Annotated in this window: 24 protein-coding genes; 11 read left to right on the top strand and 13 right to left on the bottom strand. The window is 62.1% G+C overall.

What is annotated here, in order from left to right; translation table 11 throughout:
- Nucleotides 1-3: 3 nt before the first annotated feature.
- Complete coding sequence (gene ccoO, locus ACX0MV_RS09120) at nucleotides 4-612, bottom strand: cytochrome-c oxidase, cbb3-type subunit II (protein ID WP_458982178.1); 609 nt, start codon at nucleotides 610-612, stop codon at nucleotides 4-6.
- Entirely contained in the window at nucleotides 612-2051 is a 1440-nt protein-coding gene (gene ccoN, locus ACX0MV_RS09115) for a cytochrome-c oxidase, cbb3-type subunit I (protein WP_458982177.1), read from the bottom strand. Before ccoN ends, ccoO begins: the two co-directional genes overlap by 1 nt.
- 469 nt (nucleotides 2052-2520) lie before the next feature.
- Here ccoN and ACX0MV_RS09110 point away from each other — a divergent pair, with 469 nt between their 5' ends.
- Nucleotides 2521-3201, top strand: coding sequence for an alpha/beta family hydrolase (locus ACX0MV_RS09110; RefSeq protein WP_458982348.1), 681 nt, complete (start codon nucleotides 2521-2523; stop codon nucleotides 3199-3201).
- A gap of 10 nt (nucleotides 3202-3211) precedes the next feature.
- Here ACX0MV_RS09110 and ACX0MV_RS09105 read toward each other — a convergent pair whose 3' ends face one another.
- The 5 genes from ACX0MV_RS09105 to acnA all read right to left on the bottom strand — a co-directional run bounded on the left by ACX0MV_RS09105 (nucleotide 3212) and on the right by acnA (nucleotide 9486).
- On the bottom strand, nucleotides 3212-3832 hold the full coding sequence (locus tag ACX0MV_RS09105) for an HD domain-containing protein (RefSeq protein ID WP_458982176.1): 621 nt from the start codon (nucleotides 3830-3832) through the stop codon (nucleotides 3212-3214).
- Nucleotides 3833-3902: 70 nt separating this feature from the next.
- Nucleotides 3903-4214 carry a chorismate mutase gene (locus ACX0MV_RS09100; protein ID WP_458982175.1) on the bottom strand — a complete coding sequence of 104 codons (312 nt, stop codon included), beginning with the start codon at nucleotides 4212-4214 and terminating at the stop codon, nucleotides 3903-3905.
- Nucleotides 4215-4248: 34 nt separating this feature from the next.
- Entirely contained in the window at nucleotides 4249-4806 is a 558-nt protein-coding gene (locus ACX0MV_RS09095) for a sugar O-acetyltransferase (protein WP_458982174.1), read from the bottom strand.
- A gap of 221 nt (nucleotides 4807-5027) precedes the next feature.
- Nucleotides 5028-6593 (bottom strand): methyl-accepting chemotaxis protein, encoded by a 1566-nt coding sequence (locus ACX0MV_RS09090; protein ID WP_458982173.1) that lies wholly within the window; start codon nucleotides 6591-6593, stop codon nucleotides 5028-5030.
- A 148-nt stretch (nucleotides 6594-6741) separates the two neighbouring features.
- On the bottom strand, nucleotides 6742-9486 hold the full coding sequence (gene acnA, locus ACX0MV_RS09085; RefSeq protein WP_458982172.1) for an aconitate hydratase AcnA: 2745 nt from the start codon (nucleotides 9484-9486) through the stop codon (nucleotides 6742-6744).
- Nucleotides 9487-9723: 237 nt separating this feature from the next.
- On the opposite strand from acnA, the gene rlmM reads away from it, so the two are divergent.
- Together rlmM and tusA are read left to right on the top strand one after the other, a co-directional pair.
- Nucleotides 9724-10782, top strand: a complete 1059-nt coding sequence (gene rlmM / locus ACX0MV_RS09080) for a 23S rRNA (cytidine(2498)-2'-O)-methyltransferase RlmM (protein ID WP_458982171.1) — start codon at nucleotides 9724-9726, stop codon at nucleotides 10780-10782.
- 206 nt (nucleotides 10783-10988) lie between these two features.
- Nucleotides 10989-11240, top strand: coding sequence for a sulfurtransferase TusA (gene tusA / locus ACX0MV_RS09075; protein WP_458982170.1), 252 nt, complete (start codon nucleotides 10989-10991; stop codon nucleotides 11238-11240).
- A gap of 4 nt (nucleotides 11241-11244) precedes the next feature.
- On the opposite strand, the gene ACX0MV_RS09070 is transcribed toward tusA, so the two are convergent.
- A complete protein-coding gene (locus tag ACX0MV_RS09070) occupies nucleotides 11245-12321 on the bottom strand; it encodes a DUF3080 family protein (RefSeq protein WP_458982169.1) in 1077 nt (358 codons plus the stop codon).
- The gene (locus tag ACX0MV_RS09065; RefSeq protein WP_458982168.1) at nucleotides 12321-13700 is read right to left on the bottom strand and encodes an MATE family efflux transporter; all 1380 of its coding nucleotides are present in this window, start codon (nucleotides 13698-13700) and stop codon (nucleotides 12321-12323) included. The genes ACX0MV_RS09070 and ACX0MV_RS09065 overlap by 1 nt, the downstream gene beginning before the upstream one ends.
- A gap of 156 nt (nucleotides 13701-13856) precedes the next feature.
- On the opposite strand from ACX0MV_RS09065, the gene pdxB reads away from it, so the two are divergent.
- Nucleotides 13857-15005 (top strand): 4-phosphoerythronate dehydrogenase PdxB, encoded by a 1149-nt coding sequence (gene pdxB / locus ACX0MV_RS09060; protein ID WP_458982167.1) that lies wholly within the window; start codon nucleotides 13857-13859, stop codon nucleotides 15003-15005.
- A gap of 64 nt (nucleotides 15006-15069) precedes the next feature.
- Here the strand turns inward: pdxB and ACX0MV_RS09055 are convergent, their stop codons facing one another.
- A complete protein-coding gene (locus ACX0MV_RS09055) occupies nucleotides 15070-15246 on the bottom strand; it encodes a PA1571 family protein (protein ID WP_458982166.1) in 177 nt (58 codons plus the stop codon).
- A 223-nt stretch (nucleotides 15247-15469) separates the two neighbouring features.
- Between ACX0MV_RS09055 and ACX0MV_RS09050 the strand changes: the two genes are divergently transcribed.
- The 6 genes from ACX0MV_RS09050 to ACX0MV_RS09025 all read left to right on the top strand — a co-directional run bounded on the left by ACX0MV_RS09050 (nucleotide 15470) and on the right by ACX0MV_RS09025 (nucleotide 21565).
- On the top strand, nucleotides 15470-16585 hold the full coding sequence (locus ACX0MV_RS09050) for an ATP-NAD kinase family protein (RefSeq protein WP_458982165.1): 1116 nt from the start codon (nucleotides 15470-15472) through the stop codon (nucleotides 16583-16585).
- A gap of 116 nt (nucleotides 16586-16701) precedes the next feature.
- Nucleotides 16702-17277: a DUF1287 domain-containing protein gene (locus ACX0MV_RS09045; RefSeq protein ID WP_458982164.1), complete on the top strand. Its 576-nt coding sequence runs from the start codon at nucleotides 16702-16704 to the stop codon at nucleotides 17275-17277.
- 23 nt (nucleotides 17278-17300) lie between these two features.
- A complete protein-coding gene (locus tag ACX0MV_RS09040; RefSeq protein WP_458982163.1) occupies nucleotides 17301-17735 on the top strand; it encodes a thiol-disulfide oxidoreductase DCC family protein in 435 nt (144 codons plus the stop codon).
- Complete coding sequence (locus ACX0MV_RS09035) at nucleotides 17728-18102, top strand: DoxX-like family protein (protein WP_458982162.1); 375 nt, start codon at nucleotides 17728-17730, stop codon at nucleotides 18100-18102. The genes ACX0MV_RS09040 and ACX0MV_RS09035 overlap by 8 nt, the downstream gene beginning before the upstream one ends.
- Nucleotides 18103-18143: 41 nt before the next feature.
- The gene (locus ACX0MV_RS09030) at nucleotides 18144-19910 is read left to right on the top strand and encodes an ABC transporter transmembrane domain-containing protein (RefSeq protein ID WP_458982161.1); all 1767 of its coding nucleotides are present in this window, start codon (nucleotides 18144-18146) and stop codon (nucleotides 19908-19910) included.
- Nucleotides 19911-20311: 401 nt separating this feature from the next.
- The gene (locus ACX0MV_RS09025) at nucleotides 20312-21565 is read left to right on the top strand and encodes a M23 family metallopeptidase (RefSeq protein ID WP_458982160.1); all 1254 of its coding nucleotides are present in this window, start codon (nucleotides 20312-20314) and stop codon (nucleotides 21563-21565) included.
- A 61-nt stretch (nucleotides 21566-21626) separates the two neighbouring features.
- Here the strand turns inward: ACX0MV_RS09025 and rhtA are convergent, their stop codons facing one another.
- The 3 genes from rhtA to ACX0MV_RS09010 form a co-directional block, all read right to left on the bottom strand.
- Nucleotides 21627-22496, bottom strand: a complete 870-nt coding sequence (gene rhtA, locus ACX0MV_RS09020) for a threonine/homoserine exporter RhtA (RefSeq protein WP_458982159.1) — start codon at nucleotides 22494-22496, stop codon at nucleotides 21627-21629.
- Nucleotides 22497-22573: 77 nt separating this feature from the next.
- A complete protein-coding gene (gene ppnP, locus ACX0MV_RS09015; protein ID WP_458982158.1) occupies nucleotides 22574-22855 on the bottom strand; it encodes a pyrimidine/purine nucleoside phosphorylase in 282 nt (93 codons plus the stop codon).
- Between the two features lie 69 nt (nucleotides 22856-22924).
- The gene (locus tag ACX0MV_RS09010; RefSeq protein ID WP_458982157.1) at nucleotides 22925-23467 is read right to left on the bottom strand and encodes a 3'-5' exonuclease; all 543 of its coding nucleotides are present in this window, start codon (nucleotides 23465-23467) and stop codon (nucleotides 22925-22927) included.
- 121 nt (nucleotides 23468-23588) lie between these two features.
- Here ACX0MV_RS09010 and ACX0MV_RS09005 point away from each other — a divergent pair, with 121 nt between their 5' ends.
- Nucleotides 23589-24575: an NAD(P)-dependent oxidoreductase gene (locus ACX0MV_RS09005; protein ID WP_458982156.1), complete on the top strand. Its 987-nt coding sequence runs from the start codon at nucleotides 23589-23591 to the stop codon at nucleotides 24573-24575.
- The last annotated feature ends 177 nt before the right edge of the window (nucleotides 24576-24752 follow it).

The raw sequence follows: 24752 nt of genomic DNA, 5'->3' as shown, positions 1-24752 counted from the left end.
CCGTTACCGCTTGTTCTTGATGGAAGTACCAAGCACCTGCAGGTACGCAACCAGTGCGTCCATTTCGGTCTTGCCCTTCACCGCATCTTGCGCGCCGGCGATGTCTTCATCGGAGTAGGGGATGCCGTAGTCGCGCATCACCTGCATCTTCTTGGCGGTTTCCTTGCCATCGAGACGATGCTCGACCAGCCACGGATAAGCCGGCATCTTCGACTCAGGAACCACGTTGCGCGGGTTGTACAGGTGCGCACGGTGCCATTCATCCGAGTAGCGACCGCCCACGCGGGCGAGGTCCGGACCGGTACGCTTGGAGCCCCAGAGGAACGGGTGATCCCAGACGCTTTCGCCCGCTACCGAATAGTGGCCGTAGCGCTCGGTCTCGGCGCGGAACGGACGGATCATCTGCGAATGGCAGCCGACGCAACCGTTGGAGATGTAGACGTCGCGACCTTCCAGCTGCAGCGCGGTGTAGGGCTTGAGGCCTTCGACCGGCTCATTGGTTACATCCTGGAAGAACAGCGGAACGATCTGCGTCAGGCCGCCGATGCTGACGGCGAACACCATCAGCAGCGCCATCAGGCCGATATTCTTCTCGATGATTTCGTGTTTCATCAGTGAGCTACTCCGGCGGAAATCTGCGCAGCCGTATCGTATTCAGCCGGCTTGGCGGCACGCACGGTGCGGTAGGTGTTGTAAGCCATCAGCAGCATGCCGGCGACGAAGAATGCACCGCCGACCATGCGCACCACGAAGCCGGGGTGGCTGGCTTCAAGGGCTTCCACGAAGGAATAGGTGAGGGTGCCGTCTTCGTTGACTGCGCGCCACATCAGGCCCTGGGTGATGCCGTTGACCCACATCGAGGCGATGTAGAGCACGGTGCCGATAGTGGCCAGCCAGAAGTGTGCGTTGATCAGGGCGATGCTGTGCATGTGCTCGCGACCAAACACTTTCGGGATCAGGTGGTAGAGCGAGCCGATGGAGATCATCGCAACCCAGCCGAGGGCGCCGGCGTGTACGTGGCCGATGGTCCAGTCGGTGTAGTGCGACAGGGCGTTGACGGTCTTGATCGCCATCATCGGACCTTCGAAGGTCGACATGCCGTAGAACGCCAGCGATACCACCAGGAAGCGCAGGATCGGGTCGGTGCGCAGCTTATGCCAGGCGCCCGACAGGCTCATCATGCCGTTGATCATGCCGCCCCAACTTGGCGCCAGGAGGATGATCGACATCGCCATACCAAGGGACTGTGCCCAATCCGGCAGCGCGGTGTAGTGCAGGTGGTGCGGGCCGGCCCAGATGTACAGGGTGATCAGCGCCCAGAAGTGGACGATGGACAGGCGATAGGAGTAGATCGGGCGCTCGGCCTGCTTCGGTACGAAGTAATACATCATGCCGAGGAAGCCGGTGGTCAGGAAGAAACCCACGGCGTTGTGGCCGTACCACCACTGGATCATCGCGTCAGTCGCGCCGGCATAGGCCGAGTAGGACTTGAACAGGCTCACCGGCACGGCGGCACTGTTGACCACGTGCAGCATCAGGGTGACAAGGATGAAGGCACCGTAGAACCAGTTACCGACATAGATGTGCTTGACCTTGCGCTTGACGATGGTACCGAAGAACACCACGACGTAAGCAGCCCAGACCAGGCCCAGCAGGATATCGATCGGCCATTCCAGCTCCGCGTATTCCTTGGTGCTGGTGTAACCCAGAGGCAGGGTGATGACCGCCGCGACGATCACGGCTTGCCAACCCCAGAAGGTAAAGGCCGCCAACCCGTCGGAGATCAGGCGCGCCTGGCTGGTGCGCTGAACCACGTAGTACGAGGTAGCGAAAAGGGCGCAGCCGCCGAAGGCGAAGATCACCGCGTTGGTGTGCAAGGGGCGCAGACGGCCGAAGCTTGTCCATTCCATGCCAAGGTTGAGTTCCGGCCACACCAGTTGTGCGGCGATGAACACACCGAGTCCCATACCTATGACCCCCCAAATCACCGTCATCACGGCGAACTGGCGGACCACCTTGTAGTTATAAGCAGTCTGAATTGCTGAGCTCATGCTGGGTTCCACGGTTAATGGAGTTTCTAGGGGACAAAATTCGGCGGCAAGTATGGAGAAAGCAGGTAGCCATTGCAACGACGCCGGCCGGCCCAGTCCAGGTTTTAAACAGCTTTCGATCCCTGCTCCGCCATGCGTTCGAGCCGGTTATCGACAGCCTAAAAGCGCTTCTATGCGCAGCGCGAAGATAGGAATCGCCTTGGAGTTATTGCACGTGGCGACTGCTGGCAAGAGTAGCGCAACTGCACCCGCAAAAACCCTACCGCTGGGCTGGGTGCGACCTTGGGTCGCAGACGAAAACCCAGCCCGATTGGGGTGGACGGCAGTTCCCCGTCGCTGGCAAAGGCGCGCGCGTCGATGCGCTCGGAGCACGTTGATGGGCACCGGCCGGGTTATGGGCGATCATTCGGTATCAGCGGGATGCGCGGCCAGTTCGCGCGACCCGATCGACTTCTGGAGTGAGGCGAGCATGGGTGACGGGTTGCACGATCGGCAGCAATGGCTGAATCAGCTGAAGGCTGGCGGCTGGTTATGGGACCAGGCGGTGGGCGAATGCACTGCCACCCTGATTCTGGCCCATGGTGCCGGGGCGCCGATGGACAGTGAATTCATGGAACGAATGGCGCAGTTGCTGGCGCAGCGTGGCGTCTCGGTGCTGCGCTTCGAGTTCGCCTATATGGCAGCCAGACGCCTGGATGGAAAGAAGCGTCCGCCCAATCCCCAGGCTCGATTGCTGGAGCAGTGGCGTGACATCTATATGCAGGTGCGCCAACACATAGCGGGGCCGCTGGCAATTGGTGGCAAGTCGATGGGCGGGCGGATGGCCAGCATGCTTGCCGACGAACTGGGTGCCGATGCGCTGGTGTGCCTGGGCTACCCGTTCCACGCCATCGGCAAGGCAGACAAGCCCAGGGTGGCCCACCTGGCCGACCTGGCTACGCGCTGCCTGATCGTTCAGGGCGAACGGGACGCCATGGGCGACAGGGCTGCGGTGTCGGGTTATCAGCTGGCGGAAACGATTGCCATGCATTGGCTGGTGGCGGCGGATCACGACCTGAGGCCGTTGAAAAGCTTAGGCTTTAGTCATGAGCAGCATCTGCAGGGCGCGGCGGATGCGGTGGCGGCTTTTTTAGCGAGGCCAAGCCGGTAGTGGCGATACCTCAGCCCTCAAGCGCCAATGCCAGATTGAGACGAGCCTGCTGCTCGAACTGGAGATACAGCGCGGGCGTCTGGTAGATCCGCTCGCGCGCCATGAACGCGCCGAGCACTTCGCGGCGCTTGCGGCGGAAGATGAAGCCGGGTACCCAGCTGTATTCGGCTCTGATCTGCGCCTCGTATTGGAGAAAGCGCGCCCTCGGGCTGCCAAGAATCGCCAGGTCAATGTCGACCAGCAATTGCTGATCCGCGTCCTGCGCCGGCGCCGCGTGGCAGGTCGCCATAATTAGGTGCACGACATTGTCCACCCGCGCCTGCACCACGCCCGCGGCGGTTAAGGCCGTGGCAGCCCAATCGGCACTTTTCTGCTCGTTGTCGTGAGCTCTGACCTGGTAGACCGCGTCATGGAACCACAGCGCGATCTCAAGTTCGCCAGGCGCGACGGCCAGGCCCAGGTTGCCCGCCAGCAGCGTCAGGCATTCCTCAAGGTGTTGCAGCGTGTGGTAGTGGCGCTGAGGCTGCGCGTAGGCCGCCAGCAACTGTTGCTGCACGGCTGTGCCGTCGCCTTCTGCGCCCAGTGCGCGCCAGCACCTTGCCCATGAGGTATCCATCGCATTGGTCGTCATGTTCAACTCGTCAGCTGCTGTTTATAAGGAAGCACTATTTATAGAAATGCACTGTGCATGGGGTCGCAGGTCAGCGCAGCGGGGTGGCACCGAGTTGGCGATGTTCGGCCAGTTCAGCTTCGATAAACGCGGCAACCATCGCCCGGTAGACCTGCTCGGTGACCGCCGGGTTGGCGCCAGTCTCATGCGCCAGCTGCTTTACCTTGGCGATCACCTGTTCGACCCGCTGCGGTGCTCTAACCTCATCGGCGTTTTTCTTGAATGCGGCGGCCTGACTGACGAAGCGCCCACGTTCGGCGAGCAAGCCGACAATCTGCCGGTCGATGGTATCGATGTTCGCGCGCACGTCTTCGATCGAGGTGCACTGCGTGAGGGGGTTCATAATCAACTGCTCCGTTTCGTCCCTAGATAAATGTTTATGCCAACTGGCGAATCACCCGGCAAGGGTTGCCCGCGGCGAATACGCCGGCGGGTAAGTCGCGGGTGACGACGCTGCCGGCGCCGATCACGCTGCCGTCGCCAATCGAGACGCCAGGGCAGATGATCGACCCACCTCCGACCCAGACGTCTGCGCCGATGGCGATGGGCTTGCCGAACTCCACGCCCGTGCGTCGCTCCTCTGCGCTCATGGGGTGCGACGCGGTGTAGATCTGTACGGCCGGCCCAAAAAGCGTGTTGTTGCCTATCGACACCGGCGCGACGTCGAGCACCACGCAGTTGAAGTTGAAGTAAACGTGTTCCCCCAGCTTGATGTTGTAGCCGTAGTCGCAGAAAAACGGCGGCGTCAGGTAGGCATTGGTCGGTGCGCCAATCAGGGTGCTGACCAGCGCCGCTCGTTCACTCGCAGGTGCGTCTGCGGCGAGACTGTTGAGTTGCTGGCACAGCCGGCGGGCGGTGTTCCGCTCGGCAACCAGTTGCGGATCGTTGGCGTTGTAGCCTGCACCGCTGAGCATCTTGTGTTTTTCGCTATCCATTCGAGCAACCCTTATGCGCTGTTTGAGTGCCTGCTCGGTCGATAACGGGCCAAGCCGTGGCGGGGTTAGGCTCTGATGCTGGCAGGGCGCGAAAGTGCCGTTCAGGGGCAGCGCAGTGCACGGCGGATGCGCAGTACCGACTGCTTAGCCAAATGGCGCAGGGACAAATTTTGTGCAAAAAAAGCGCTCCTATGGCGGAGCGCCTTTTCGAGGGGGGCAGGTTAGCGGTTGAAGCGTTCGACCAGCGAATACTGGCCTTGCGCGGTGGCGGTCAGCTCCTTGCTCAGTTCCGCGGTGCTATGGGCCTCGCCCGACGTCTTCTCGGCCAATTCGGCGATGTTGGTGATGTTGCGGTTGATCTCGTCGGCCACCGCGCTTTGTTCCTCGGCGGCTGCGGCGATCTGGTTGGCCATGTCGGAGATATTGGCCACTGCATCGCTGATGCCGACCAGCGCCTGGTCTGCCTGCTGCACGTGTTCAACCCCTTCGTCGGCCTGCCTGCGGCCGATCTCCATAGCCATCACTGCTTCTTCTGCAGTGCGTTGCAGCTTGGCGATCAATTGGTGTATCTGCCCGGTGGATTCCGCCGTGCGCTGCGCCAGCGAGCGTACTTCGTCGGCCACCACGGCAAAGCCGCGGCCCATTTCACCGGCCCGCGCGGCCTCGATGGCAGCGTTGAGGGCGAGCAGGTTGGTCTGATCGGCGATGCCTTTGATCACATCCACCACGCCGCCAATTTCATTGCTGTCCTGGGCCAGGCGATTGACGGTTTCCCCGGTATCGCCGACCGACAGCGACAGCCGCTGAATCGCTTCGCGGGTTTCGGCGGCAATCGCGCGGCCCTGACTGGTCAGCCGGTTGGCTTCCTGGGTTGCGATGGCGGTGCGGGCCACATTGCTCGCTACTTCCAGAGTGGTAGCGGCCATTTCGTTGACGGCGGTGGCGACCTGTTCGGTTTCCTGACGCTGACGGTCCAGGCCAGCGGAACTGCTCTGGGCCAAGTTGTCGGCCTGCTTAGCCTGCTTGGAGAGGTTTTCTGCGGTGTCCTGCAAGCGCGTCAGGTAGGTTTTCAGACGGGCATCCTGGCTGAGCATGGCCATTTCCAAGCGGGCCTGCTCGCCACTGCTATCGGTGTACATCTGCGCAATCAACGGGTCGGAGGTCGCTTGTTCGGCCAGTTGTAACAAACGCTTGATACCGCGGTTCTGCCAGGCCAGACCGGCGAGCCCGAGGGGAATCGACAGCACCGCTGCAAGCAGGAAGCCCCAGTGGCTATCGAGCCAGGCGCCAACCAGAAAGCCGACCTGGCTGACCAGAATGAACGGCAGCCAACCCAGCAATGCCGGCACCCAGCGCTGGCTGCTGGGGATGGCCGCGCTACCCGAATTGATGCGCTTGTACAGCGCTTCGGCGCGGGCGATCTGCTCGGCGGTCGGTTTGACCCTCACCGATTCGTAGCCCATGACCTGGCCGTTGTTGAGCACTGGGGTGACGTAGGCGTTGACCCAATAGTGGTCACCGTTCTTCGCGCGATTCTTGACGATGCCCATCCACGGCCGACCTTTTTTCAGGGTCGTCCACATGTGTTCGAACACGGCAGAAGGAACGTCGGGGTGGCGTACCAGATTGTGTGGTGAGCCGATCAGCTCTTCGCGGGTAAAGCCACTGATGGCGATAAAGCCTTCGTTGCAGTAGCTGATCTGGCCTTTCAGGTCGGTCGTGGAGATAAGACGCTGCTGAGCGGGGAAGGTACGTTCACGCTGGGTAACGGGCTGGTTATTGCGCATAGGACATGTTCCTGTGATCGATGACAGCTAATCGGCCGGTCTGATCCGAAATTGAGTGCTGAACATCGCCAATCCTTGGTTTTTTTTCAGGGCTGTGGGTTTCGCTGGCCAAAGGGCAGGCTCTAAGACGGGCCTGCCCGCGTTCAGCTTAGCTGGCAGCCAGCAACTGGCGTAGCACGTAGTGAAGAATGCCGCCTGCCTTGAAGTATTCGACTTCATTGAGCGTGTCGATGCGGCACAGCACCTCGAACCGTTCGACAGCCTGATTTTCTGCGCCGATTTCTACCGTCAGGTTCATCAACGGGTGCAGTTCGACGCCGTCCAGCCCGCAGATGCGCAGTTTCTCCTGGCCTGTCAGCTTGAGGGTCTTGCGACTTTGTCCGGCCTTGAACTGCAGCGGCAGTACACCCATGCCAACCAGATTGGAGCGATGAATTCGCTCGAAGCTTTCCGCGATCACCGCTTTGACGCCCAGCAGGTTGGTGCCCTTGGCCGCCCAGTCGCGGGACGAACCAGTGCCATATTCCTTGCCGGCAATCACCACCAGTGGCGTGCCCTCGGCCTGATAGCGCATGGCCGCGTCGTAGATAGAGAGCTTCTCGCCGCTGGGGATGTGCACCGTATTGCCGCCTTCCTCACCGCCGAGCATCTCGTTGCGAATGCGGATATTGGCGAAGGTGCCGCGCATCATCACCTCGTGATTGCCGCGCCGGGAGCCGTAGGAGTTGAAGTCCAGCGGCTCGACGCCTTGCTCGCGCAGGTAACGGCCGGCGGGACTGTCGGCTTTGATATTGCCGGCCGGGGAAATGTGGTCGGTGGTCACCGAATCGCCCAGTAACGCCAGGATATGGGCCTGATGGATATCGCCAATATGGGGCGGCGCTTCGGCGATGCCCTCAAAGAACGGCGGATGTTGGATGTAGGTCGAGTCAGCCTGCCAGGCATAGGTATCCGCCTGCGGTATCTGAATGGCTTGCCACTGTTCGTCGCCGGTGAACACCTCGGCATATTCCCGGCGGAACATCGAGGTACTGACCTGTTCCACCGCTTTGGCGATTTCTTCCTGGCTTGGCCAGATGTCCCTGAGGTACACCGGCTGGCCGTGAGTGTCCTGGCCCAGGGGGTCGCGAGTGATATCGATCTGCATGGTGCCGGCCAGGGCATAGGCCACCACCAGCGGCGGCGATGCCAGCCAGTTGGTCCGCACCAGCGGGTGCACGCGGCCCTCGAAGTTGCGATTGCCGGATAGCACCGAGGCGACGGTCAGGTCGTTCTTCTGGATCGCCTGTTCGATCGGTTCCAGCAAGGGTCCCGAGTTGCCGATGCAGGTTGTGCAGCCATAGCCGACCAGGTCGAAGCCAAGCGCGTCGAGGTACTGAGTCAGGTCCGCGGCCTTGAAGTACTCGGTCACGACCTTGGAACCGGGCGCGAGGGAACTCTTCACCCAGGGCTTGCGCTGCAGGCCTTTCTCGACCGCCTTTTTCGCCAGCAGGCCGGCCGCCATCATGACGCTGGGGTTGGAGGTGTTGGTGCACGAGGTGATGGCGGCAATCACCACCGCGCCGTCTTTCAGGCGGTGGGTCTGGCCCTGGTATTCATACTCGATTTCGTTTTTCGATTCTTCACTGCCCACCGCCGTTCCGCCGCCGCCTTCGCTCAGTAAACGGCCTTCCTCTTTGGCGGTCGGCTTCAAGCGCAGGCCGACGAATTCGTCGAACACCTGGCGGACCCTGCCAAGGGCGACCCGGTCCTGCGGCCGCTTCGGCCCGGCCAGCGAGGCTTCGACGCTGGCCATGTCGAGTTCCAGGCTGTCGCTGAACACCGGCTCCTGGCCCGGCTCGCGCCACAGCCCCTGAGCCTTGCAGTAGGCCTCGACCAGTTTGACGGTCTGCTCCGGCCGGCCGGACAAACGCAAGTAACCCAGGGTGATGTCATCGACCGGAAAGAAGCCGCAGGTGGCGCCGTACTCGGGCGCCATGTTGGCGATGGTGGCGCGGTCGGCCAGGGGCAGGGCGGCCAGGCCATCGCCGTAGAATTCGACAAACTTGCCGACCACGCCTTTCGTGCGCAGCATCTGGGTAACAGTCAGCACCAGATCGGTGGCGGTGATGCCTTCCTTGAGCTTGCCGGTGAGCTTGAAGCCGATCACTTCGGGGATCAGCATCGACACCGGCTGGCCAAGCATGGCCGCTTCCGCCTCGATGCCGCCGACGCCCCAGCCGAGCACGCCGAGGCCGTTGATCATGGTGGTGTGCGAGTCGGTGCCGACCAGGGTGTCAGGGAAGGCGAAGGTCTGGCCGTCTTCTTCCTTGGTCCACACGGTACGGCCCAGGTATTCCAGGTTGACCTGGTGGCAGATGCCGGTGCCGGGCGGTACCACGCTGAAGTTGTCGAACGCATGCTGGCCCCAGCGCAAGAACGCGTAGCGCTCGCCGTTGCGCGCCATTTCAATGTCGACGTTCTGCTCGAACGCCGAGGCGCTGGCGAATTTGTCGACCATCACCGAATGGTCGATCACCAGGTCCACCGGTGACAGCGGATTGATTTTCTGCGGGTCGCCGCCGGCCTTGGCGACCGCGTCGCGCATGGCAGCCAGGTCGACGACCGCCGGCACGCCGGTGAAATCCTGCATCAGCACCCGGGCCGGGCGGTACTGGATCTCCCGGGTCGAACTGCGTTTGTCCAGCCAGTCGGCCATGGCCTGCAGGTCCGTGCCGGTGACGGTCTTGCCGTCCTCCCAGCGCAGCAGGTTTTCCAGCAGGACTTTCAACGACATCGGCAGGCGGTCGATGTTGCCGAGACGCTTGGCCGCTTCCACCAGGCTGAAATAGTGATAGGTCTGGCCCTCGACGTCGAGGCTGCGGCGACTGTTGAGGCTATCGATAGAGGGCATGGCGCATCTCCTGGGTCAGGCCGTTGCAGGCGCGGTTGGCGGTTTTCGTCTGGGCCGCCGGTTGGCATTGCAGGTCGGTGTGGCTCGCACGGTACAAGCCGGATTGAAGGCTGCAGAGTCGTTCAGACTAGCTCTGCTTGATGGATGCTGCTGTTTAACTGGACAGGTCGTTGCCGCTGGGGGTTCCCGATTCCGCTATGATGCGCGCCTTATGGAAGCCGCGATTAACACCTACCGATGAATACCGCCCTGTTACTGCACTGCCGCCCCGGATTCGAAAGCGAGGTGTGCGCGGAAATCGCCGAGCACGCCGCGCGCCTCGAGGTTGCCGGCTACGCCAAGGCCAAACCGAGCACCGCCTGCGCCGAGTTCATTTGCAGCGAAGCCGATGGCGCCGAGCGCCTGATGGCCGGCGTGCGTTTCAACGCGCTGATTTTCCCGCGGCAGTGGGCGCGCGGGGTGTTTATCGACCTGCCCGAGCTGGACCGTATCAGTGTGTTGCTTGCCCACCTGGCGGACGCGCCGGTATTCGGCAGCCTGTGGCTGGAAGTGCTGGATACCAACGACGGCAAGGAGCTGTCGAACTTCTGCAAGAAGTTCGAAGCGCCGCTGCGCAATGCCCTGAGCAAGGCTGGCAAGCTGGTCGAGGATGCGCACAAGCCGCGTCTGCTGCTGACCTTCAAGAGTGGTCGCGAAGTGTTCGTCGGCATGGCCGCCGCGAATAATTCGGCGCTCTGGCCCATGGGCATTCCGCGCCTGAAGTTCCCCCGCGAGGCGCCAAGCCGCTCGACCCTCAAGCTGGAAGAGGCCTGGCACACCTTTATTCCCCGCGAGCAGTGGGACGAGCGCCTGTCGGACGAGATGACCGGCGTCGACCTCGGCGCCGCACCGGGCGGCTGGACCTATCAACTGGTCAAGCGCGGCATGCTGGTGACCGCCATCGACAACGGCCCCATGGCCGAGAGTCTGATGGACACCGGCCTGGTGACCCACCTGATGGTTGATGGCTTCACCTGGAAGCCCAAACAGCCGGTGGACTGGATGGTCTGCGATATTGTCGAAAAACCTGCACGCAGCGCCGCCTTGCTGGAAACCTGGATCGGTGAAGGCCATTGCCGTGAAGCCGTGGTCAACCTCAAATTACCGATGAAGCAGCGCTACGCCGAAGTGCGCCGTTTGCTGCAGCGCCTCGAAGACGCTTTCGCCGAGCGCAAGGTCAAGGTCTCGATCGCCTGCAAACAGCTCTACCACGACCGCGAGGAAGTGACCTGCCATTTGCGCCGGTTAAGCAAGTAGCCGGCTTTTGTAGGGTGGGCATGGCGCAGCCTTGTTCACCGCTGGCAGCCCAATGGCGGACAAGCCTTCGGCATGTTCGCCCTACGAGATTGCATGCCCTGCAGATAAACATAGGATCTACGGGGCTGGCGCCAATTGGCTAACGGCAAAGGTGACCTTTGCCGTGGCTTTGCGCGAGAATAGCCGCCTGTTTCTGGAGCCAGCCGATGTCCTTGCAATCCGACGCCATTCTCGACGACACCCTTGACGCCAGCGGGCTGAATTGCCCGGAGCCGGTGATGATGCTGCACAACAAGGTGCGCGACCTGCCCGCCGGTGGTCTGCTCAAGGTGATCGCCACCGACCCCTCAACCCAGCGCGACATCCCTAAGTTCTGCGTCTTTCTCGGCCACGAACTGGTCGAACAGACGCAGGACGGCGGCACCTACCTGTACCTGATCCGCAAGAAGACGGATTGACCCATCAGGGATTTGTAGCCGCCGCATTCCAGCCCGACTGCCCCGGCGCTAGACCGCAGCTTTGCAGCGTGCGTTGCCAGGCCTGCACATGGCGCGTGGTGGCCTGCTGAAAGTCGAGCCACAGCGAATCCTCCGTGCCGGCCAGCTGCGTCAGATAGCTACGGGTCGTCGCCGGCGCCGTGGTGATCGCGGCGAGTCGGCGTAGCTGCTGGCTCCACTGCCGGCCCCGCTGGTCGATTTCCGCGAGGTATGGCTGCATCGCGCCGGCGTAATACTTAACGAAGATGTTCTGCACGATGCGTGCGCGTGGCGTCGCCTTGCCCTGCGGACAGATGGGCCGCTGCTGCTGACGGCGTTCCAGCAACTCGCTGGCCTGGTTCAGGCTGTGGCTGAGGCTGGCCAGGCTGCTGATCAATCGGCCGCCCTGGTCGCTTGCATGCAGGGCGAAAAACAGCGATTCGAGCTCTTCTGCTGGCGGTGGCAGCACCTGCGGCAGCCCGCTCGCCACGTGCGCGAGCTGCGCCAGGGCAGCAAGGGCTGCGCCGTCGTCGAGGGGCGTGACGGGCAATGTCTGTTCGGCGAAGCGCAGGTAGTGCTCGACTTCTGTGCTGCCGTTCCACGCATTCCAGAACACGCTGGAAAGCTGCGTACGCTTTTGCGCAGCCAACTGTTCGAGATTCTCGCGCAGCTGTTGATCGTCTGGCGCCTGCAGGTGTGCCACGCAGGCGTCGATCGCGCGCAGCAACTCGCCTTCGTAGGCCAGGCGGCTGCTGGGCACCATCTGTTTGCCGAGGATGCTGTTGCGCTGGCTGATCTGTTGCTGCAACGGCGGGCAGCGCCGCACATCCACCAACAGATCGAGCAAGCCGATGCGGATCTCGGCAATTTCGAGCAGCCGCTCGCGCCGCGGCGGCATGCGATAGCGCGTCAGTTGTGAAGGGTCGAACGGCGCAGCGTGCTCGCCGTCGAGCGCATTGGTCAGGCGTTGCAGGTAATCCGCCTGAAGCGCCAGGCCGCTGTCCGCCGGGGTGCAGGCGGCGAGCGTGAACAGGCAGAGCAGGGTAATGATTCGGCTGGTCATCAGGCCATGGTAGCGGCTCGGATGCGCTTGCGCGCGCTGCCGACAAGACGAATCGCCAGCATCGCGGCGGCGCAGGTCAGCCCGACGATCAGGCCGATCCACAGCCCGCTTGGTCCGCTTGGCGGGCCGAACAGCTCGGACAGTCCCAGTGCGTAGCCCACCGGCAAGCCGATGCCCCAATAGGCGAACAGGGTCAGCAGCATCGTCATTCGGGTGTCCTGGTAGCCGCGCAGCGCGCCAGCGGCGGTGACCTGGATCGCATCGGAAAACTGGAACAGCGCGGCGAACACGATCAGGCTGGCGGCCATCGCAATGACGCTTGGGTCCGGGCTGTAGATCTGCGCGATCTGCTCGCGCAACAGCAGCATCAGACTGGCCGACAGGCAGGCATAGCCAAGCGCCGTGGCCATGCTGACGCCCGCGGCAAAGCGCGCCTCGCGCGGCTCGCCGCGGCCAAGTGCCTGGCCCACGCGCACTGTCGCGGCCATGCCCAGGGAGTAGGGAATCATGAACACCATGGAGCTGAAATTGAGGGCGATCTGGTGGCCGGCGACCACAGTCGCGCCCAGGCCGCCGATCAGCAGGGCGATCACCGCGAAGATGCTTGATTCGGCGAACACGGCAATGCCGATGGGCAACCCGATCGCCAGCAGTCGTTTGATCACGGCCCACTGTGGCAGCTCGAAACGGCTGAACAGCTGGCTTGGCTGGTAGAAGGGCGCCCACCTCACCCACCAGAGCATGCCCAGCAGCATCAGCACCATCACCACGGCCGTAGCCCAGCCACAGCCAACGCCGCCCATCGCCGGCAAACCGAGCTTGCCGTAGATGAAGATGTAGTTCAGCGGGATGTTCAGCAACAGGCCGAGCAGGCCCAGCACCATGCTCGGCCGGGTATGCCCGAGGCCATCGCTGAAGCAGCGCAGCACGTGGTACAGCGCCACCGCCGGGAAACCGCAGGCGACCGCGCGCAGGTAACCCATGGACGGCGCGATCAGCGCCGGGTCGACGTTCATGGCGTGCAGCACGATTTCCGCGTTCCACAACAAGGCTGCCGCGATCCCGCCGACCGCGAGCGCCAGCCACAGCGCCTGACGCACCAGCGGGCCGATTTCGTCGTGTTTGCCGGCGCCGAAACGCTGCGCCACCTTGGGCGTGGTCGCCAGCAGGACGCCGGTCATCAGCAGGAAAACCGGCACCCAGATCGAGTTGCCGAGCGCCACCGCAGCCAGGTCCTGGGCGCTGACGCGGCCGGCCATCACGGTATCGACGAAGCCCATGGCGGTGTGCGCGAGTTGCGCAATGATGATGGGGGTCGCCAGCAACAGCAGGCTGCGCAGCTCGGTGAGCAGGCGCCGTGATCGGGATTCGGCAGGCATGGAACGCATTCGCTGGCAGTCTCGGAAAACCGCGGAGTCTACGCCCTGACGCATCGGTCAGGAAAGGTCGTTATCACGCATTGCCGCTTCAGCCAGAAGCGGAGCGACTATAGGCAGCAGGCTGGTTAGAATAGCCCGCTAATGACGGAGCCAGCCATGCGAATTGTCGCCGACGAAAATATCCCACTGCTCGACGAATTCTTCGGCGGATTGGGTGAAATCCGCCGCCTGCCGGGTCGGGCCATCGACCGCGCGGCAGTGGCCGACGCCGAACTGCTGCTGGTGCGCTCGGTGACGCGGGTCGACCGCGCGCTGCTGGCAGGCTCGCCAGTCAGTTTCGTCGGCACCTGCACGATCGGCACCGACCACCTCGACCTCGACTTTTTCCAGCAGCGGGGCATCGGCTGGGCAAGCGCGCCGGGCTGCAATGCGCGCGGGGTGGTCGATTACGTGCTGGGCAGCCTGCTGGTTCTAGCCGAACAGCGGGGGATCGATCTGGCCTCGCGCACCTACGGGGTTGTTGGCGCCGGGCAGGTGGGCGGGCGGCTGGTCGCCGTCTTGCGTGGTCTGGGCTGGCGCGTGATGGTGTGCGACCCGCCGCGCCAGGAAGCCGAAGGGGGCGATTTCGTCAGCCTTGAGCAACTGCTTGCCGAGTGCGACGTGGTCAGTCTGCACACTCCGCTCGATGCCAGCGGTGCTTACCCGACTCATCATCTATTCAACGCCGCGCGCCTGGCCCAGCTCAAAACCGGCGCCTGGCTGATCAACGCCAGCCGCGGCGCGGTGGTGGACAACTCGGCGCTGCTCGTGTTGCTCGGCCATCGCAGTGATCTGCAAGTGGTGCTGGATGTTTGGGAGGGCGAGCCGCTGGTGAATGCCGAATTGGCCGACCGCTGCGTGATCGCCACACCGCATATCGCCGGTTACAGCCTGGACGGCAAGTTGCGCGGGACCGCGCAAATCTATCAGGCGCTGTGCCGGCACCTGGGCCGGGCGGAAACCCGGAGTCTGGAGAACCTGATGCCAGCCGCCTGGTTGCCGGCGCTAAAGCTGGACGCAGCGGCCGAGCCGGCCTGGGCTCTGGCCACGGTCTGCCGGGCGGTCTATGACCCGCGCCGCGACGATGCTGACCTGCGTCGCAGCCTGCAGGGTGACGAGGCGAGCTGCCGCGCAGCCTTTGACCGGCTGCGCAAGCACTACCCGATGCGCCGTGAGATCGACGGGCTGAGGGTAACGGTTACCGGCAGCGCGCCACCGCAGCTGACCCAGGTGATCACTGCGCTGGGCGCGATGCTGAGCGCTTGACGCAAAAAACGGCGCAAAAAAAAGCCTGGGTCGATTGGCTGGCCCAGGCATGGGGAAATGTCGATCAACCGTGTTGGGCAGGCGTCACCAGGGTTTTCTCCAGCTCGATGCAGGCTTGCTGGATCATGTGTTCAGTGATGGGGACTTCACGGCCCTGGGCATCGATGATGGCACCGCCGACCGGCTGCTCCGGTGGTATGGGGGTAACGCGAGGTTCGTCGATTTGGGTGTGCGAGCTCATGGCCGGTCTCCTGATCAGGGTGTGGGTGCAGTTTAAAAAAGCTGGATGAACGCGTTGTGACAGAGGTAGACGCCAGAAGTTTGTCGTAAATCACCGTTCCGCTTCACTGTTGCAGCGCGCTTGCCAGAACGGCCGGCGCTGTGCTCGCCAGCGAACGAATGGTGGCGCGTTGAATGGGCCCTTTGTTGGGCAAATTTTAGGTCGGGAGGCTGACGGAGCGTCAATGGCACGGTTTCATTTGGGTTTGATCATCAATCCACTGGCGGGGCTGGGTGGTCCAGCAGGTCTCAAGGGCAGCGACGGCGTCGCGGCGCAGGCTATCGCGCTTGGCAGCCAGCCACGTGCCGCGCTGCGCACCCGAGTTGCGCTGGAATGCCTGTTGCCGCTACGCGAGCGGGTGCAGTTCCTGACGTTTGCCGGAGACATGGGCGAGGACCTGCTGGCCGACATGTGCTTCGACTACCGTGTGCTGGGTCACAGTGCCCAGGGCACGAGCAGCGCCGCAGACACCCGCGCCGCGGTCGAAGCGCTGCAGCAGGCCGGGGTTGCGTTGATCCTGTTTGCCGGCGGTGACGGCACCGCGCGGGATGTGTGCGCCGCGGCGCGCGACGGTCAGCCAGTGCTCGGCATTCCGGCCGGGGTGAAGATCCAGTCCGGCGTTTACGCCATCAGCCCGCGTGCGGCCGGTGAACTGACTGCGCGACTGATCGAAGGCGGCCTGGTGCGCCTGAGCAGCGGTGAAGTGCGCGATATCGATGAAAGCGCCCTGCGCGAGGGTCGCGTAACCGCCCGCTGGTACGGCGAGCTGACGGTGCCGCAGGAAGGCGGCTATGTGCAGCAGGTCAAGCAGGGTGGCGTGGAATCCGAAGAGTTGGTGCTGGGCGATCTGGCCGATTGGTTGCAGGACAGCTGGGAGGCCGATGTGCGCTACATTTTTGGGCCCGGTTCGACCCTGCATGGATTGGCGCAGAACCTTAACCTGCAGACCACTTTGCTCGGCGTTGACGTGATCGAGAATGGCCAGGTCATTGCCCGTGACGTGACTGAGGCGCAGCTGTTCGAACTAGTAGCCGAGCACCCGGCGCGTCTGCTGGTGACCGCCATCGGCGGCCAGGGCCATATCATCGGCCGTGGCAATCAGCAGATCAGCCCGCGGGTACTGCGCGCCATCGGCCTTGAGCACCTGCGGGTGGTCGCGACCAAACGCAAGCTTGGCACCCTGGACGGCCGGCCATTGCTGGTCGACAGCGGTGATGTGCAACTGGACGATGCTTTCCCCGATGTGGTGAAGGTCTGGGCTGGCTACAAGGAAGAGTTGCTGTATCCCGTGGGCAAGTAGCCCGAGATATCGGGCTGAATTGTAGGGTGGATATGCGAAGGCTTGTCCGCCAAACGGATCGCAGCGCTGTACAAGGTTTCGCCATGTACATCCTACTGCGCTAAAAAGGAGGTTCCATGCGTGTATGGCTGAGCATGTTGCTGGGTTGCCTGCTGGTGTTGGATGCCTGGGCGCTGCAGCCGGAGGCATTGGTCACGGCGGCCCGTGAGCAGGTCGGTGTGACCTTGAGCTATGACCCGACCTATCGCCGCCTGAGTTACCCCAATGGCGACGTACCGCTCAATACCGGCGTGTGCACCGACGTGGTGATTCGCGCGTTACGCAAGCAGGAGCTGGACCTGCAACAGGCGGTGCATCAGGACATGCGCGCGAACTTCCACCTGTATCCGAAGAGTTGGGGCCTGAGCCGGCCGGACGCGAATATCGACCACCGTCGTGTGCCGAACTTAATGACCTGGTTCAAGCGCCAGGGCTGGGCGCTGCCGGTCAGCGATAACGCCGCGGATTACCATGCGGGCGATATCGTGACCTGGGATCTGGGCCGCGGGCTAACCCATATCGGCATTGTCAGCGATCGCCGGGTCGGCAGTGGTGTTCGCCTGGTGTTGCACAATATTGGTCGCGGCACCCAGGAAGAGGACATTCTCTTCAGCTTCAGGATCACCGGCCACTACCGTATTCCAGCCACCTAATGGCTGTGCAGAAGGAGTTGGACATGCAGCAGCAAAGTCTTCCACCCGTTATCCAGCCCGGCGACCGGGTGGTGCTGTTTGATGGGGTGTGCAAGCTGTGCAACGGCTGGGCAAAGTTTCTGATTCGCCATGATGCGGAGCAGCGCTTTCGTCTGGCCTCGGTGCAATCGACCGAGGGACAGGCGTTATTGGCCTGGGGCGGTTTGCCGACCGAGCGTTTCGACACCATGGCGCTGATCGAGGATGGCCAGATGCTGCTGCGTTCGGATGCGGTGCTGCGCATCGTCGCCCAGTTACCTAGCCCGTGGCGCTTGCTGGCTTGGCTGCGGCTGATTCCCCGGCCCATACGCGACTGGTGTTACGACCGTATTGCGCTGAATCGCTATCGCCTGTTCGGTCGCTACGATAGCTGCCTGTTGCCGAGCGCTGACCATGACCGGCGCTTCTTGCATGACTGACCCTCGTTTACGGCAAATTGCCTGGCTGGCGCGTATCGCTCTGGCGCTGGTGTTTATCTGGCACGGCCTGGTGCCGAAGATTCTCTGGTTAAGCCCGGATGAGCTGGCGATGATTCAGGCCCACAACCTGCCAGCCCCCGAGTGGGTAGCGCGCATCGCCGGTCTGGCGGAAATCGTCCTGGGTTTGTTGCTGCTTTGGCGGCGTCAGCGCTGGCCCTTGCTGCTGGCCAGTGTGCTGTTAATCGGGCTGTTGCTTGATGTGGCGCTATTGAGCCCCCATCTACTGCTGCAGGCGTTCAATCCGCTGTCGACCAATCTCGCCGCTTTGGCGCTGTGTTGGGTGGCCTGGCGGGCGGAAACGCCGTAATTGCCTCCTTATTAACGGGCGTCAGCGCCCAGCGAGCCTCCATGCTTTCGATCCTGTCTTCCCGCCAGCGTAATGCCCTGGGTATGGCCTGGCGCTTTATCGCACCGTATCGCGGTCGCGTGTTCGGGGCCTTGCTGGCGCTGATGTTTACCGCGGCGATTACCCTGTCGATGGGGCAGGGCATCAAACTGCTGGTTGATCAGGGTCTGGCGACCCAGTCGCCGCAGGCGCTGCAGCAGTCGATCGGGCTGTTTTTTGTCCTGGTGCTGGCGTTGGCGCTTGGCACCTTCAGTCGCTTTTACCTGGTGTCCTGGCTCGGCGAGTGGGTCGTTGCAGACATCCGCAAGCGCGTGTTCAATCATCTGATCGACCTGCACCCAGGCTTTTACGAGAGCAACCGCAGCTCGGAAATCCAGTCACGCCTGACCGCGGATACGACCTTGCTGCAATCGGTGATCGGCTCGTCGCTGTCGATGGCGCTGCGCAACGTGATCATGCTGATCGGTGGCAGCGTGCTGCTGGTGATCACCAACCCCAAGCTGAGCGGTATCGTCTTGCTGGCGCTGCCGCTGGTGGTTGCGCCTATTCTGATTTTCGGTCGGCGCGTGCGGCAGTTGTCGCGGCAGAGCCAGGACCGCGTCGCCGACGTCGGTAGCTACGTCGGCGAGGTGCTCGGGCAGATCAAAACCGTGCAGGCCTATAACCACCAGAACGAAGACAAACGCCGTTTTGGCCTATCCGCGGAAGCGGCCTTCGATACCGCGCGCAAACGCATTGCCCAGCGCGCCTTGCTGATTACCGTGGTCATCGTGCTGGTGCTCGGCGCCGTGGGGGTGATGCTTTGGGTCGGCGGCATGGACGTGATCGCCGGGCGAATTTCCGGCGGTGAGCTGGCGGCATTCGTGTTCTACAGCCTGATCGTTGGCTCCTCGTTCGGCACCCTCAGCGAGGTGATCGGCGAACTGCAGCGCGCTGCCGGCGCCGCCGAGCGGATTGCCGAGTTGCTGCAGGCGCGCAATCAGATAACCCCACCGGCCAGCGACGGTGTCGCGCTGGTACAGCCGGTACAGGGCCGCATCGAGTTGCAGGGCGTGCGTTTCGCCTATCCATCGCGGCTCGGCAGTTTCGCCATCGATGGTATCGACCTGCAGGTAGCACCAGGCGAAACCCTGGCCTTGGTCGGGCCATCGGGCGCAGGAAAATCGACCCTGTTCGACTTGCTGTTGCGTTTCTTCGACCCACAACAGGGTCGCATCCTCATCGATGGGCAACCTATCCTGCGGCTCGACCCCCATGATCTGCGCCGCAGCTTCGCCCTGGTGTCGCAGAACCCGGCGCTGTTCTTTGGCTCGGTGGAGGACAACATCCGCTATGGCCGCACCGATGCCAGCCTGGCCGAGGTCGAAGCGGCCGCCAAGGCCGCCCATGCCCATGAGTTCATCATGAAACTGCCCGAGGGCTATCAGACCCACCTGGGCGATGCCGGGCTTGGCCTGTCCGGCGGGCAGCGCCAGCGTCTGGCCATTGCCCGGGCGTTGCTGGTGGATGCGCCGATCCTGCTACTGGATGAAGCCACGAGTGCGCTGGATGCCGAGAGCGAGCACCTGATCCAGCAAGCCCTGCCGCGGCTGATGCAGGGTCGTACCACCTTGGTGATCGCGCACCGACTGGCCACGGTAAAAAGCGCTGACCGTATCGCGGTGATCGAGCAGGGTAAGCTGGTGGCGGTTGGCAAACACGCCGAACTGGTTGCCAGCAGCCCGCTCTATGCGCGTCTTGCCGAGCTGCAGTTCAATACCCACGACTAGCTCGCGATTAGCTCGGATGAAATAGAAAACGAAATGGGCCGGGGCGTCGGGCGGAACTGGCCAGGGCTGCGCCTGGTGGTTCAGGCGAGTTCCTCTAGATCGCATCAGCGGATCGGGCCTGCGGTCGATGGAGCTGCATCGGCCCATTGATCGTTCGCCGGGCGCCATCCTTTCGCAGGGCTACCGCATGTCATGTGGCCGGCCGCATGCGCCTTGCGCTGCTTGATAACCAACCCGCTCTGACTACGCTGGAAGAACTTGTCAATTTCTGACAACTAAGCCAATTATTTCTTTCGCGGGTATGTGCTTGTTTGTATGAATTTTGATGTTGCCTCAAGCGCTAAACGTGAGGAAGCAGTTATAAGTGCTTCAACTAGCGTGAACGCAAGAGGGACAAAGTTATGAGTGGTTATAGTGGCGTAGCACCGGTTTTAACAGTGGCTTCATTATTTTTAATAGGAACTTCGAGCTTTTCGGTTGGCGCAACAGAAATCAACCAGTCTGCATTTAATTTCACAACCCAAGATCTGCAGCGATTGGCTCCCTCTAGTATCCGACTACCCTTTAGCAATGAACTGTTCCTGTATGGGCAGGATGCCGAAGCCTTTGATCTGGAGAGTTATCTGGCTGTTAATGCGCCATTTATCCGGGATAAAAAAGAGCTTATTGCTCACTGGAGCGGCTACTACAGCATCAGTCCGAAAGTCCTGTTGACGTTGATGGAGTTGCAGTCGGGCCTGATCTCCGCACCCAGTAAGGAAAAGCTGAAGGCACCCTTCGCTGCGCTCTCAAAACAGCACGGTTTCGAGAAACAGTTGCGCGATGTGCTAGCGCAGCTATCGCAACGTTTCTATGGCTTCGAGGCGTATCAGCGCAACCGTGCACGTGCTTCCGATAAGGCGCTGAATGCTGATCCTGGGACGCTCAATGGTGCAACGGCGGCTATTCTCGGCGTCCTCCAACAGCCCGGTGACAACCCTGCAGCACTCGCCCAGGTCGCTTCGCTGAACAATTTCAGCCAGACGTTTTCGCAATTGTTCAATACTAGCGCCAAGCAGATGTACAGGTTTGAGCCCATCGAACAGGCGGCTATAACGGCGGCGGCCATACCACCAACGACGCTGCTGCAGTTGCCCTGGTATCAGGGCTATTCATGGAAATCCAACGGCGCGCATTCCCATACGGGTTCCGGTTCGCCGTATTCCTCTATCGATGTGTCCTATGACTGGCCGCGGTGGGGTGCGCAAACGTATAGCGTAGTGGCGGCGCATGCGGGACGGGTAACAGTGTTCTCCCGTTGCCAGGTTCGTATAACCCATGCCAATGGTTGGGCGACCAACTATTACCATATGGATGGGATACGGGTAAGTAACGGCGAGAACGTAGTGGCCGACACCAAGTTGGGCGTTTATGCGAGCAATCGAAATAATGCCTTATGCCAAGGAGGAAGTTCGACTGGGCCGCATCTGCATTTCTCACTGCTCTATAACGGTCGCTATGTTTCATTGCAGGGCGTGAATCTAGGACCGTTTCGCGTGAATGTGGGTGCCTACAATTACGACAATGTATGCAGTCGCTTCTATTTCTATAATGTGCGCAACAATAATTACCAATGTGCTTGGAGTGCGTTATATAACTCCGGCCCGTTGAACTGACTCTTCTTAATAGCGCCCTGAAACCGGTCGCTGGCCTGATAGCCGGCGACCTTGGACGCTACTAAATGACGCCTTTGGGTCTAATGGTGGCAGCGGCACCCGCCGAGGCGAGGATGATCGCGCTGATCGCCAGCCACTGGTTCAGGCTCAAACGCTCGCTGAGAAACAGCAGGCCGGAGAGGGCTGCGATGGCCGGCTCCATGCTCATCAGAATGCTGAAGGTACGGGCGGGCAGGCGGGTCAGGGCGATCATTTCCAGGCTGTACGGCAGCGCCGACGATAGCACCGCCACGCCAAGCGCGAGTGGCAGCAGATCGACGGCGAACAGGCTGCCGCCCACGTGCCACAGGCCAATCGGGAATACCAGCAACGCCGCAATGATGGTGCCCAGGGCTACCGTCTGGCGGCCATGCTCGGCACCGGCTTTCTGGCCGAAGACGATATACAGCGCCCAGCAGAGCCCTGCCGCCAGGGCGAAGGCCATACCCAGTGGGTCGAGCTGAACATCGGCCTGGGTGCTGGGCAGCAATAGCCAGAGCCCGAACACGGCCAGGGCGACCCAGACGAAATCCAGCAGCCGGCGCGACGACAACAGCGCCAGCCCCAATGGACCAGTGAACTCCAGGGCTACCGCAATGCCCAGCGGGATGGTTTTCAGGGAGAGGTAGAACAGCAGGTTCATGCTGCCCAGGGCGATCCCGTAGGCCAGCAACGACCGGCACGAACTCAGGCTCAGCTTGGCCTGCCAGGGGCGCATCAACACGCACAGGATCAACGCGCCTAACCCCAGGCGCAGGGCCGTGGTACCGGTCGCGCCGATCTCGGGGAACAAGCCCTTGGCCAGGGACGCGCCACTCTGGATCGAGGTCATGGCGATCAGCAGCAGCATGATCGGCAGGATCACCAGAGAGAACTGGGTTGAACGCGCCATGGGCAGCTCCTTCGGCTGTTTACATCAATAAAAAAACCGGCCACGTGGGCCGGCTTGGCGTCAGCTGAAGCTGAGACTCAGCGGTATTCGCACAGGTAGGCGGTATCGACTTCAACCTTGAGCTGGAACTTGCTATTGGCCGGCACGGTGAACTGGCTGCCGCTGGCGAAGGTTTGCCACTGATCGCTGCCTGGCAACTTGACCGTAAGCGCGCCGGTTACCACGTGCATCACTTCCAGCTGGCTGGTGCCGAACTCGTAATCGCCGGCAGCCATCACGCCGATAGTGGCCGGGCCTTCGGCCATATCGAACGCGATGGATTTGACGGTGCCGTCGAAGTACTCATTGACCTTGAACATTGAACATCCTCGCAAGGGGTGGAAAAAAGGTCGCCAGTATGCCGAAGGCGATTCGGGGCGTCATCCGCTTTACGTCGGCAGTGCCAGCGGTAACAGGCGCGCCGTGTTGCGCGCATCGGTGAGGGCGCGATGTTGCTGCCCGACGAATTGCAGCCCCGCCAGTTGCAAGGCGCTGACCAGGCCAATCGAGCGCGGCAAGCGGCGCGCTTCGGCGAACCGGCGCTTGAGATTCATATGCGCAATCGTGCTCAGGTGACTGCTCAGCTGGTTTTGCTGCCAATCCTGCTCGAGCTGGCGGCGGTCGTATTCGCCCCAGCTGGCCCAGCCGACCAGTCGCGGTTGATGAGGCAGCAACCAGCGCTCGAACTGCAGCCATACGCTGGCCAGGGGTGCCGCGCGGTCGACATCGGCCTGGCGGATATGGGTGAGTTCGCAGCAGAAGTCGGTGAGCACCGGGCGGCGCGCCGGCTTCACGAAACGCTGAAAATGATCGACCTCACGGCCGTCTGCAGTGACCAGACTGGCGCCGATTTCAATGATTTCCATCTCGTGCAGCGGCCAGCCACCTTCATCCGTAGTGGCTTCCAGATCGATCACCAGCCAATGTGGCATAAGCCCTCCTTTGCGTCGGGCGAGTATGTAAGCACTTTCAGCGTTGGGTAAAGCCGGTTTGTCGGCATATCCGTACAGTTTTGCCACGCCTCTGTACTGGTGTTCGATCCATGTGGCGGGCATGCTTGCGGAAGGATTCGTACCAGCCGAACGTCGTCGGTACGAGGTTGAGCAGTGCGTTGCGCGTGTTGGCGACGAGGCTTCCAAGAGATTGAACGTAGAGGTGCACATGGCAAAGGTGGCGTTTATCGGGCTGGGCGTGATGGGTTATCCGATGGCGGGTCATCTGGCGCGCGCCGGGCATCAGGTCTGTGTGTACAACCGCACCTGCACCAAGGCCGCGCAGTGGGCCGAGGAGTTCGCCGGTGAGCATGCGCCGACGCCACGCGAGGCGGCGAGGGGTGCGCAGCTGGTGTTGGTCTGCGTGGGAAACGATGACGACTTGCGCAGTGTGGTACTGGGCGCGGACGGCGCGTTCGCCGGCATGGCACCAGGGGCAATTCTGATCGACCACACCACCGCATCGGCCAACGTCGCCCGGGAGCTGGCGGAGCAAGCCGGCGAGTTGCAACTGGGCTTTCTCGATGCGCCGGTCTCCGGTGGCCAGGCGGGCGCTCAGAACGCGGCGCTGACGGTCATGGTCGGCGGTGAAGCTGAAGCCTATGCGCAAGCCGAACCGGTATTGCAGGTCTACGCGCGGATGGTGCGTTTGATGGGGCCGGCAGGTAGCGGCCAACTGACCAAGATGGTCAACCAGATATGCATCGCCGGCCTGGTTCAGGGCTTGGCCGAGGCCCTGCATTTTGCCCAGCGTGCCGGCCTCGATGGTCTGGCGGCGATGGAGGTAATCAGCAAGGGCGCTGCGCAATCCTGGCAATTGGAAAACCGCCATAAAACCATGCTGGCAGGCGAGTTCGAATTCGGCTTTGCGGTGGACTGGATGCGCAAGGACCTGTCCATCCTGCTCGACGAGGCGCGCCGCAACGGGTCGAAATTACCGGTCACCGCACTGGTCGATCAGTTCTATGGGGACGTGCAGGCAATGGGTGGCGGACGCTGGGATACCTCGAGCCTGATTGCCCGCCTGCACGATACAAAAAAGAACTGAACCGCCAACCCCCGACGTATTTCTACTGACTGGCCTAGGTTTGTTTTTGCCGAAGGCCAGGTTGTCGAATCGCTCATTCAAATGAGCGGCAACTCGACGGTGGGCATGTTTCTTCTGTCTATACTGCGGCCACGGGTTGTTTAGAACGTCCGTGCTATTTCATCGACGAAGAGGGCG

This window comes from Pseudomonas cistanchae (assembly GCF_054483635.1).
This window is presented reverse-complemented; position numbering and strand designations above follow the sequence as displayed.